We start from the raw sequence: 12,250 nt of genomic DNA, 5'->3' as shown, positions 1-12,250 counted from the left end.
CAGATTAAAGATTAAAAGATTGTGGCTTTAACACCAAAACTATAAGTTGCCATACGCGGATAGTTCCCATTTCCACCATTACGCTCTGGATCTAAACCTTCAAACTTGGTGAAGGTAAATGCATCCTGTGCATTCACGTATAAACGAACGTTGTGGAATGTATTACCCCATTTCGGGAATGTATAGCCCAATTGCAACATTTTAATACGGAAGAATGATGCATCACTCAACCAAACATTACTTAAGAATGTATTGGTACTTGCGCCTGTCCATACACGTGGGAATCTTGAATTTGGTGTTTCTGGTGTCCAACGGTTGTCCGCATACTCTTGACGTGGAGCTCCTAAAGCATTAGAAGTACCATCAACTAATATTGGGTATCCTTCCATTCCTGATAAACGAGCAGTACGACGACCTACTCCTTGACCCAATGCAGCAAAATCCCAACGCTTGTACTTTAAGTTCAAATTGATCGAATAATTTAAATGCGGGAATGGATCACCTAAATCTACACGGTCATCATCATTGATGATACCATCTCCATTTTGATCTCTATAACGAACATCCCCAGGCAAAGTATTTGAAAGCTTGGCTGTAGTACCTTCAATCTCTTGTTCATTCTGGAAGAAACCATCTGTTTCATAACCATAATAGTTGTCGATTGCAATACCATTGTACCAAATTTTATCGTTGGTGTTTTTGAAAATTAAGGTATCTGTACGGTTATAGCCTGCTTTTTCTACCTTATTGGTGTTGTCGAAGAACATACCGCCAATGGTATAGTTCACATTTCCGATCTTATCAGACCAAGATGCGGATATCTCATATCCTTTATTTCTAACCTCACCAATGTTAATAGCCGAAGTTAAGGAGTATGAACCTGTCAATGGAGGAACAGGGAAGTCAGAATAAATTAAGTCGTAAGAGAACTTATCATAAACCTCAGCAGTTAAGTTCAAACGATTATTCAATAAAGTGACATCAGCACCTATGTTCCATTGTTTTTGCTTTTCCCATGAAAAATTAGGATTTGGAACACGCATCATCCATCCCCAAGTATTTACAACCTCTTGCCATAAATATGGATCAACATTCTCATTACCGATTAAACCATAAGATCCACGGATTTTAAAGTTTGTAATGCTTTTGTTTTCCAAAAAGCTAGACATAAAGGACTCGTTGTGTAAATTCCAGGCAACAGCAGCAGAAGGGAAGAAACCCCATTTTTGACCAGGAGCAAATTTACTGCTACCATCTGAACGAGCTGTTAACTCTAATAAATAACGATCAGCAAAAGAGTAGTTTAATTTTCCAAAGAATGATGCTTTATTCACTTCACGGTAATCAGTGTATGTGAAGTTCATAATTTCAGTACCTCCAGTAAAATAAAGCTTATCCTTATTTCCACGTAGATCCTTGGTGTAGTTTACTAATGCTCTAGCAGTAATTTGAGATTGACTCACACCTTGTTCTGCACCAACACTGTTAGCCCAAATTGTCGCTGGTTTACCGTTTACATCATAAAATTTAAAGGTCTCACGTACGGATTTGTTAGCCGATTTATTGATCATATAAGACACATTACCTTCAATATTTAAGTTTGGATTGATGTAGTATTTTGGTCTTAAATTGATTGTACTACGGTCATGCATGTAGTTCTTAGTACCTCCATGATTGATGGATGCTACAGGATTTAAGTTGTTGTGTAGCATGTAGTGATTAGGAATATCTGTCCCCTCAAAAAAGATTTGTTGTGTAGGGTTCATTCTCCAAGCAATTTGGTAAAGGCCATGACCATCATCATTTGCTAATAAACGGTCAACCTGTAATCTATGCGCATAAAAGTCAGCTAATAAGACAAACTTATTGGCAATATTCACATTGGTATTGAAACGAGCTGAGAATTTCTCAGAACCTTCAATGCTATTTAAACCGTTTTCTTGAATATGTCCTAACATCAAATTGAAAGTACCTACACCACCACCACCAGAAACAGAGGCAGCTTGATTATGGGAGTAGGATTTACTTTGCATAATTTCATTTAGCCAGTTTACACTTTTGATTTCTCCTGACTCCGCTTTGCTGATATCTTCTGCAGAATACAATGGCGTTTGTCCTTGAAGCAATTTGGCTTCATTGTTTAGTTTCATGTAATCTGTTGCATTGACAAATGTCGGAAGGTCGATAGGATCATCAATTGCAGCCCAAGCGTTAATATCCACCTTAAATTGACCGGTAGAACCACGTTCGGTTTCAATGATAATTACCCCGTTTGCACCTCGTGAACCATACATAGACGTGGATGCAGCATCTTTTAATACAGTAAGACTTTTGATTTGGTTCGGGTCAATATCTGTTAAAGATTGCTCCATACCATCAACGATTACTAGGGGAGAGGCATTCTGTAAAGTACTTACACCACGAATAGCAATACTTCCTGGAACACTACCTGGCAAACTGTTTCCTTGTAGCATGGTTACTCCTGGAATAGTACCACTAAATGCCTGTTCCATTTTCATAATTGGACGTGTTTTCGTTTGGCTCATATCCATCTGAGATACCGAAGACGCTAAGTGCTTCTTGTCTACAGTAGAATAACCAACTACCACGACCTCGTCAATTCCTGTATTCTTTTCTGCAAGAATAACATTTAAACGAGTTTTGTTTCCAAAGCTAATTTCTTGATCCTCATAGCCAATTGCGGAGAAAATTAAGGTGGATGCTGTCGTAGGAACAGCAATCTCAAAATTACCACCAGCGTCAGAGGCTGTACCTAAGTTGGTACCCTTAACCAAGATACTGGCATTCACCACAGGACGGTTTTGGTTGTCCTTAATTGTACCTGTTATTTGTCGATTGCTCTGTGCATGTGCAAACGAACTGAACAGGACAATGAATAACATCATAGTAAAGATATTTTTCATGATCTGTTTTTGGTTGTTTTTTAGTTGATTGTTTGTTAATTCTTCTTTGTTTTTCGATTAGGTCGGCCCTGTTAAAACCAGATGCAAATTACAACAATTACTTGTTAAATGTTAAATAATCTTAAAATTCTGTATTAAATAATGTTTATAATTATTTTTTATTAGATCGATTATTTCAATAACATCAATAGAGAGAATATTCTAGGAAAACTTGCTAAGGTGTAAAATTGGCTCAAAATGGGGGATAACATGCCAGAATAGAGATGTTATAATAGGGAATGAATAGAAAGGTAAGTGAAATTTAAATCCAATAGGGTTAAAACGAAAAGGTTGTTTTAAACTGTATTGTTAAATATTTACAATAAAATTATACAAATTATAATGGTATTTAAGATGTGTGGCATTATGTTTTGCCAATAATTAAGTTGGTGTCACTAGATAGGGAGTGCCTGATGTTATTGTTTTAAATCTTCAGTTTTTTGAGAAAAACCAGTTGCTTATTGTATTTCTCTTTTAAGGTCTAAAATAATTTTCTTTTGTAAGAATAGTCTTTTATCTATTAAGGGAATATACAATCTCACAGCAGTAGATAAAGCCTGTAATTCATCATCTAAATAGGTGCCGTGGTCAAAATAGACCATTTCTTTCTCGAAAAAAGTATTCAATTGAGTCTGTGAATCAACATGTATGTGCTCTTTCATCCCAGGGAAACTAACAAGAGTCTTTATTTCCTCTTTTAATTCCTTTTCTGTTGGTTTGAAATTATCCAAATTCTTGAAGATGTCTGTGAATTCTAATGTTTGACTCAAAAAGGCCAATTTATCGTAGACTTGTTGATTGAAATTAACCTGATGATTTAATTGACTCTCAAATTCTCTTAACGTATCATGAGCTTGGCGAAAATCAAATTCCCGATTAACGCTTTTTGCTTTTTGAAAATAATGTTCAAATATTTTTAAGTTGATGGACTTCAGCTCCTCATCCTTTTGGGTTTCTGCTAATTTTAGTTGTGGAATTAAGTCTTTAGTTTCCTGTTTTTTGAGTTTTTTGCCATCATAATCGAATGTTTTCAGTTTGATTTCATTGCGTTGAATAGCCTCCAAAATTGCCAGATCCTGTCTTATTCCATTCAATTCATAAGAAAGTTCAGTATCCTCGTCAGTGAAAAACATATTGCTTCCAGTAGTATTCGCATTAAAATCAACTTTACTGAAATCAAAATTAGTAGGAGAATTCAGGTTATAAAAATCATTATAATATTCATCAAAACTGTTTTTATTGAAATCTCGGATATAAGCATCTTTAAATTGGTTAGTATCCCAATTTATTTGAGGAAGTTCTGGATTGCCCGTACCAAACAACCAGGTTGAAATTTTAGTGATGAGTTCTTCTGTACCTTTGATAAGACTCATGGCATCACCAATTTTTTCATTCTCAACTTCGATGTTTAATCTTTGTATTGCCATTACACGGTCTTCTGTGCTTGGATGAGAAGCCCATTGGTCCTGAAAATTAACTTTGGACTTGTTGTATTTTATATTGCTTTCTAAATCGATGGAAGGAAGGTTGTTTTGAATAGGGTATTTATTCTTTTCTGCTAAAAACAAACTTACAGTTTGATGGTCAGCATAAATGTTCCTTGGATGGATATTATCATTTGAACGATCAATATAAAAATTCATAGTCTCGTTTAAGGCAAAGTCCGCAAAACCCAACCTTAATAAAGAGCTACTGCAAGCCTTAGAGCCGGCAACATTCGCTGCTATTTCGTCTGCATGAAATTCCATCTCCCGAGAAAGTGCCATATAATTTATATTAATAAAATTGTACAACGCTCTTAATAAAGCTTGTATTCCTCTTATGGAATATAAAGGGATAAGCATGGGTATTGCTGCAATACTACTGAAACCAGCTATGGTACTACTGATATTATTTACCGAATCATTATTATAAAGCATATTATAAATAACCTGGTTCAGATTATAAACATAAGACCCAACCTTCATACTTCGCTGCGAAAAGTGTCCAAACTCATGGGCTAATATGGCTTTTAGCTCTTGTTTGTTAACCGAGTTAATCAGTCCTAATCCAATTTGTAGGTTTTTACGTATGGGCATAAACATGCTCCAAAAACTAGAATTATAAAAAACCGAAGCATTTACATTATACGTTAAGTAGACTTTTTTAGGAAAATCAGTCTCGACTTCTTGAACAATCTCATTAATCATCCCAAATAATTCAGGTTGATCTGCTTCCTGAATTTCAAACATACCCTCTAAACTATTTTGATTTTTGGTGAATATGAATTTAAATAAGAAAAACAGGATCATTAAGCCTGATGCCACCAATGCCAATCCAAATATCCATACATACACGTTAGGGAAATTGGTAACTATATAAAAGCCAAAATAAGCTAATAAACCAGTTGCTGCAATGGCTGCAATCACCAAGAGTATGTATACGAGAATAAATAAAACGATAGTAAATAAGGTCTTCTTAACTTGCTTGTTAAAGGATTTCGACGTTTGGACTTTCATAATTCTTGTAATGGACTGCTCTTAAAATTTAAATTAAATTTCTATCATTTTATATCGCTATTTATGATATGTAATACTATATAGTATTTATTTGAATCATGCTTAAGTAACTGTGTAATCAGCCGCTTGAATTCCTCGATAAAAAGCTTCCTCAAACAAGGATAATCCTGATAAATCAGAATGTGCAAAAAAGATCTGATTGCCAATTGGCTTTGCTAAATCCTTCCGTATGCTACTACTTAAATAACCTGGTACAGGAGAGATCATACCGTGTCCTAGGCGATAAACCTCAATGGAAGAAATATGCTTTTCAATTCCATAATGTGCAATAGAAAGATCTTTTATGATGAAGTCTTTCCATTGTACTTCTGTCCAATCATACAATTTTTGCCTCTCTTTTTTCAAATCCTTCCCATCTAAACTATGGTAATAACTTAGAACAAATGGACTCTTAAATTGAGCCACACTTTGATGTTGATTGTAGATATATCCTAGTCCATTAGCACCGTAAATTACATTATCCCAAGAAAGACTTTCACCAATACTCGCTGGAAATTCATCAAGCACTATGCTTGCAACTAACCATGGCGCATATTGACAATGTTTACTTAATTCTTTCCTTTCCGGAATCAAATATTGGTTTACAAATTGCGGACAGCAATTGATCAATTTGTTTGTTGTATAGATTGTTGATTTATTGGTTTTTGAATCATATACATAAACCTTAACTATATCCTTTTCTTGCTCTATTTTATAAGCTAAACTGTTCTTTATGGATGTGGGACTAGCAATTTCTTTTAATTTTTCTACTAATCGTCCATTACCTTCTTGCCAGGTTAATACCCGATCATCATTTGGGAAATAATCGTGTTTTCTACTCGAAAAATAATGTATTCCAGCAAAGGCTGAACTGTTATTTACCCCTGTCCCAAAGTCATCACGACAGGCATAATTGACATATTCAAATAGATATTTAGATGAATATCCTTCTTGTTTCATCCATTCCGCCAGAGTGATTTTATCCAATTCCCAGAAATCATGTGCTTCTGATGCAAATAAAGTTGGGATGTCGAATACAAACTTATCATCACGACCTTTAAGATTGCTGAAATGTTGCATTTGGGCAAGGAAACGCTGTGTTTGCTTCAAATCATCTTCTTCTAGACCATACTCTGGAATTACGCCGGATTGCCAATAATTATGAATAAATAATCGACTTTGAGGGGCAAAAGACAATTGTTCCTCATCAAATATGGGCGTTTGATCTGCTGTCCATCCAGTAACTATTTTAGCCTTTTCTAAGAAAGTATATAATTCTTTGTTAGAGGCGTTAGGAATTGGTAGGTAATGAGCGCCTAGGGGATATTTTGAATGTTTGTTTTCAGAAGATTTTGAATTACCACCCAGTTTATCTTCCATTTCAATCAAAAGGAAGTCTGATATTCCTTTGTTTTTTAATTGATAAGCTGCTGATAAACCAGCAATTCCACCACCTAAAATGAGGTAAGGAATATGAACTTCATTACTTGGTTTTGGGAAGTCAGGAAAGCGCAATCGATGTCCTAAGATATGATTGGTACCTGTTAACTTTAGAAATAACTTGTTCGTTCCTCGTTTACATGCTTGGATAAATTGCGTTGAGATAGCAAGTAGGATAGAGCCCTTTAGAAAATCCCGACGGTTCCACTTATATTTTACTCCACTCCTCATCAAAATACCGTACTAATATTTGATTATCCAATCGATTAATTTCAACCTTTCTAGGTTGCATATCCTCCGCAAAATCACTTAATTTCCCCAGTTTATAGTCGTAAAACTTAAGCCCGCTAACTTGGTGATTCACTTCATTGAAATCTGCTTTCTGATCTGGCGAAAACAAACAGTATCCCCATTCCCCAAAAGAAGGTACATAAGCATGATAGGCATGTATTTGTGGGTAAACTGAGCGAATAGTTTCATGTATACACCAGTATGCCTTTGGGGCATAATAAGGTGATGTAGTTTGAACGGCTATGAGCGTGTTTTCCTTCATTAAAGCCCTTAACCGCTTGTAAAAGGCGGTAGTATACAATTTACCTAAACTATAATTTGAAGGATCTGGAAAATCAATAATGATAACATCATAGGTATTGTGGTGATCTTGTAACCAAATAAAGGCGTCTTGATTGACGATTTTCATCTTAGGGCTATTCAATGCATCCGAATTGTATTTCCTTAAGATTTCATTGGTCTGAAACAATTTAGTCATTCCTTCATCCAAATCTACCAATACAATCTCCTCCACGGAGGGATACTTCAATATTTCTCGAGCAGCTAGTCCATCGCCACCGCCTAATACCAACACATGCTTTGGTTCCTTAGCAATAGACATTGCCGGATGAACTAGACTTTCATGATAACGGTATTCGTCTTTGGTGTTAAACTGTAAGTTGTTATTGAGGAAAAGCTGATAATTGCCATTATCAGAGGTTAGTACAATACGTTGATAGGGTGTGGAGTGCTTATAGATAATGTTATTGCCGTAAAGCTGATTCTCCGAATAGGTCAGTAAGTTGTCTGAATAGGCAAATACGCCAATTAGGAAGACTAAGCTCAGAATAGCCTTAATCTTCATGAGTAAAGGTCTTTTCAGAAATTTGCTCAAATAAAAAGCTAAAAAGACACCTACCGAAACATTTATAATTCCAAATACCAAAGAAGTCCCCATGACTCCTAGTTTTGGAATTAACAAAATGGGGAATAATACGGAAGCAATTAAAGCACCTATATAATCAAAAGCAAAAACATTTGAAACTAAATCCTTAAATTTCACGCGATCTTTTAAGATGTTCATTAGCAAGGGAATTTCCATACCACATAAACAACCGGTTAAGAATACAATGAAGTATAAAATGAATTGAAAATGATTGACCTGCTGAAATAATAGAAAAAGGATAACAGAACTTGTGCCTCCAATAAGTCCAATAAGTAATTCAATCTCAATGAAGCGATCAAAGAGATTTTTGTGTATGAATTTGGCCAAATAGGAACCGACTCCCATAGAGAATAGGTAGGTCCCAATGATAAAAGAAAACTGCTTTACCGAATCGCCTAACAAATAACTAGCTAATGCACCCGCCACCAATTCATATACCAATCCACAAATGGCAATGATGAATACAGCTAATAATAGGAAAATGGAAAGATGCTTCTTTCTATCCATGAATGGACGCAGCTATTATAATTGAAATGCCTAAAATAAAGCTCGCGAATACAATCGCCAATGCCATATTTTGATTCTTTACAATTTCTTGCCATGATTTCTCTGGTGTCAGTTTCTCAATTATTAAATAAGCGAGAAGTAAGATGACAATCCCAATGAGTGAATAAATCACAGATGCTGCAATACCTTTGAAAAAATAATCGTAATTCATGTGTTATACTTGTTATTTATGGTTTCCGTAAAATAGAACTGATCTCCTATATGTTCTTGTTGTTCCTGTTTGAGTATGGTCTACTTGTGCATCTAAATCCACGGTATGGCTGCACGGTTGCATGTGTTCAATATAATATTGAAGCCCGTATAGCAATAAACTAAGAGCCAATAGGTAAACCACCAATCCTTTGTGTTTGGCGACTGTCATTCCGCTAACTGTTCCATCTACAGTCAATTTTTCTATCGTGCTAACTTTCCCAGAATCAATTAGTAAAATCACTAATAAAATAATTCCAATGATATAAGTCATTATCAATGGCATATAACTGGCACCACCATAAACTAAAGTTACTTGTTCTTCTAATTTAAGAGGGCTTGTTAAAGTTTGATTTCCTGAGGTTTCATAAACCAAATGATATTTCCCAGGTTTTATCCTGCAAAAATCTATGGTTAAAGCATTGGCTTGATTTTTCGGATTTGTAGCATGTATAAATGGCCTAAGGACAGTAACCTGGTTGGTTAATTCATTTACTAAACTGATCTGTAAGGTAATATTTCCAATATTGGGTACTGTAAAACCATCATATTTTAATAGTTTAGCTTTCGTGCCTTTTAATTCAAACGGCGTAGAAATAAAGCTATTTTGAATTTCACTTGAAGTGAAGGTTTCATTGAATTTTATGGTTTGCTTGACAAAATGTTCTTGATTCAAGAAATAGAATAAAATTGCAGGTAACAAGAATAATGGCAAAACAATTAGTAAAAATTTTTCTTGAACCTTTCTTTGATTGTTTTGAAATGCGTCATATTTAGAAAACAACCTTGCAAAGGCAGTCTTATTCCAATATGTTCCAAAATAGTATTCCATTTCATCGTCTATCAGTTCTTTGGATACAAACTTAGAATCATCGTAACTTTTTATATAAGTGGTTGACTTCGATCTTTTGTCCAAATCTTCAAAGACAAATCCTTCTGCATAGGTCACCTTTGCTGTGCTCGATTCTTCAAATTCATAAGTTTGGGTATCCAAGCGTAGCGAATCTGCAGATTCTCGGTCAATTCTCTTTGGTTCAATTAATTCTAACTCACATGCATATTCAGGACCCTCGCTTAAATAAATATCTTCCTCGCTATTTGCCAATCCTACATATTCATTGCTATAAGTGCCTTCATTATCGCGTTGTATTTTCGTAATGATAAAGTAATCCCGATTATGTATGCTTACTTTTTCATTCAATACTGGCCATAGAGGATTTTCAGGCAAGGTGAAATTCTTTACAAACACCCAACTTTCAGGGTTTGTTCCTTTGAAATAAGCATGACAATTCGGGCAAACATAACCCTTATATTCCTGTACTTCGTACTGGAACTGTTGTTTATGACGACATTTAGAACAGGTTATTTGCATCGGTTATCGGTTTACCATGGTTTCATTTAATACCTCCGCCTCAAAATATTTTTTGAAATCTTCACCTAATTGAAAGACCTTTTCTGAATTGTCTTTTAGGTAATTACATAGATATATATCAAGCGTTAGTTGATTGAATTCAGGCCAAGTATGAATACAAATATGAGATTCTTTTAAACAGATTGCTGCTGTATAACCATCCCCATCAAATACATGAGATGATAGACCTACCACCTGCAAGTCATAGGCTTTTATACGTTCTGTACAAAAAGTCATAAAGCCATCTAAAGAGCATAATAGCTCCAAGTTGGAAACCTGTAAAGTGAGTAGTAAATGTTTCCCAGGCTTATATCGTTCAAACATGTAGTTAGATTAATAATTTGTCCCTAAAATAAGGAAAAAAATATTATCAGCCATTAAAAAAATAGGTGCAGACCATAAAAGGGATTTGGTTTTTTAAACTCAATACAACTTTATCTCTCAAAGGATTACTTACTAAGTATTTACCGCTAAACACTACTCCATCAAAGATGATAGCTCTGGTTTTGGAATTCCATGGAAGCATAGTAACTGTATTTTTCTTTATCCAATGGATAGTCCCAACAACCCATGCGGTGGTAAATTTGGCCTCCGAACCCACTTTTAAAGCGATAAAGTCCATACATGGGGTGAGATGGGTCAGCTTGCGGAGAAATTCCAAAAAAATCATATTCCGTACATCCTTTATCTTTAGCTTCTTGCATGGCTTTCCATTGTAGAGCATAAGTGGCCATATAATTTCTGTTTTCTGTTGCTGAAGCACCATAGAGATAGGTGCCTCGATTTCCTGAAACAACTAAAAACATAGCTGCTAAAGGCTTTTCATCCACTTCAGCTACCAATAAATATACATCTGCTGGAGATTGAGTGTCGTTAGCTCGTGCTGAAAGTACGATACGGAAATATTGAATATCGTGAAGGAAAAAGTTATTTCGTTGAGCAGTCTGACGATACAATTCATACCAAATATCAAGGCTCTCTAACCCTAAAGATCTCACTTGAACGCCCTTTCGTGTTGATAAATTGATGTTATAGCGTGTTTTAGGCTTCATCATTCCTAACAATTGATCTTCAGGATTTCTCAAGTCCATGAAGATGGTGTTTGAAGGAAGAATATCAGTATTCGCTTTCTTTAAATTCCAATTTTCTGTATTGAAATTATAACGTAGTTCTTGAATACGTTTATCAGGTACCCCAATCCAATTACCATGAATGTCATAACAGTCTTCGTCTTTTGCCCATAGTGACTCCCAAGAAAGATCATAACGAATCATGATACAGTTTTTAGGAAGATAATGACGTAGGCTTTCGGATAGTTGTTCCAGGAAATAACCTTGATTTTCTTCAGATGGTTCAATCTCTGGACCGTAAGGAACATAAGCAATGCTATGATCCTGATCAATTGCCTGAGTGATAATCAAGAAATCACCAATGAAATAACTTTCATCCGTTGAATCAGCAAATAGCTCCCGATTTTTAACCTTAAAATTAAAAGCTAAAGATTCTACTCCTTGAAGTTTTTTCACTTCCGACCAATAAGCCGTTTGTTGGATAATGGAGGTTTTATATATTTCCTTGATTTCCTTGTCTACTAAATCTGCAATCATGACCTAATTAAACCTTTGTTTTGTCGTATTTTAAATAATTTGCCCAAAATGGACAAACATAGCCAATTTGTCCGAGGTATTTTACCTCATTTGTCATAAATGGGTTAAAAAGCCCGATTCTTAAATTTTACCTTAATCATGACCTAGAATTTTATAACCAAATCTAGGAACAGTTCACTATTTTAGAAATGCTTCAACTAGTTTTACATTGTATTTTGTCTCACATCTAACAGCGTAGCGGTCTGATATCTCATATGTCCGTTCCTGAAAATGGTTTACAAAATCCGAACAATTAAAACGTAAATTTAACGACATGAGTA

The 12,250-nt window shown here is 35.1% G+C and carries 8 protein-coding genes; all 8 read right to left on the bottom strand.

The window, feature by feature from the left end:
* Positions 1 to 11: 11 nt before the first annotated feature.
* Positions 12 to 2,924, bottom strand: a complete 2,913-nt coding sequence (locus ABD676_RS10155; RefSeq protein WP_344674559.1) for a SusC/RagA family TonB-linked outer membrane protein — start codon at positions 2,922 to 2,924, stop codon at positions 12 to 14.
* Positions 2,925 to 3,421: 497 nt separating this feature from the next.
* Positions 3,422 to 5,461: a M48 family metalloprotease gene (locus ABD676_RS10150; RefSeq protein WP_344674558.1), complete on the bottom strand. Its 2,040-nt coding sequence runs from the start codon at positions 5,459 to 5,461 to the stop codon at positions 3,422 to 3,424.
* A 102-nt stretch (positions 5,462 to 5,563) separates the two neighbouring features.
* Complete coding sequence (locus tag ABD676_RS10145) at positions 5,564 to 7,171, bottom strand: flavin monoamine oxidase family protein (protein ID WP_344674557.1); 1,608 nt, start codon at positions 7,169 to 7,171, stop codon at positions 5,564 to 5,566.
* Positions 7,149 to 8,663, bottom strand: a complete 1,515-nt coding sequence (locus tag ABD676_RS10140) for a polyamine aminopropyltransferase (protein WP_344674556.1) — start codon at positions 8,661 to 8,663, stop codon at positions 7,149 to 7,151. Before ABD676_RS10140 ends, ABD676_RS10145 begins: the two co-directional genes overlap by 23 nt.
* Positions 8,656 to 8,874, bottom strand: coding sequence for a DUF350 domain-containing protein (locus tag ABD676_RS10135; RefSeq protein ID WP_344674555.1), 219 nt, complete (start codon positions 8,872 to 8,874; stop codon positions 8,656 to 8,658). The genes ABD676_RS10140 and ABD676_RS10135 overlap by 8 nt, the downstream gene beginning before the upstream one ends.
* A gap of 12 nt (positions 8,875 to 8,886) precedes the next feature.
* Positions 8,887 to 10,284 carry a DUF4178 domain-containing protein gene (locus ABD676_RS10130; RefSeq protein ID WP_344674554.1) on the bottom strand — a complete coding sequence of 466 codons (1,398 nt, stop codon included), beginning with the start codon at positions 10,282 to 10,284 and terminating at the stop codon, positions 8,887 to 8,889.
* Between the two features lie 3 nt (positions 10,285 to 10,287).
* Positions 10,288 to 10,647: an S-adenosylmethionine decarboxylase family protein gene (locus tag ABD676_RS10125; protein WP_344674553.1), complete on the bottom strand. Its 360-nt coding sequence runs from the start codon at positions 10,645 to 10,647 to the stop codon at positions 10,288 to 10,290.
* 161 nt (positions 10,648 to 10,808) lie between these two features.
* On the bottom strand, positions 10,809 to 11,930 hold the full coding sequence (locus ABD676_RS10120; RefSeq protein ID WP_344674552.1) for a lipid II:glycine glycyltransferase FemX: 1,122 nt from the start codon (positions 11,928 to 11,930) through the stop codon (positions 10,809 to 10,811).
* Between the last annotated feature and the right edge of the window lie 320 nt (positions 11,931 to 12,250).

Source organism: Sphingobacterium kyonggiense, from assembly GCF_039536825.1.
In the GTDB taxonomy this organism is placed as follows: domain Bacteria; phylum Bacteroidota; class Bacteroidia; order Sphingobacteriales; family Sphingobacteriaceae; genus Sphingobacterium; species Sphingobacterium kyonggiense.
Note: the sequence above shows the minus strand (reverse complement) of the source record. Positions and strands in the feature narration are given on the sequence as shown.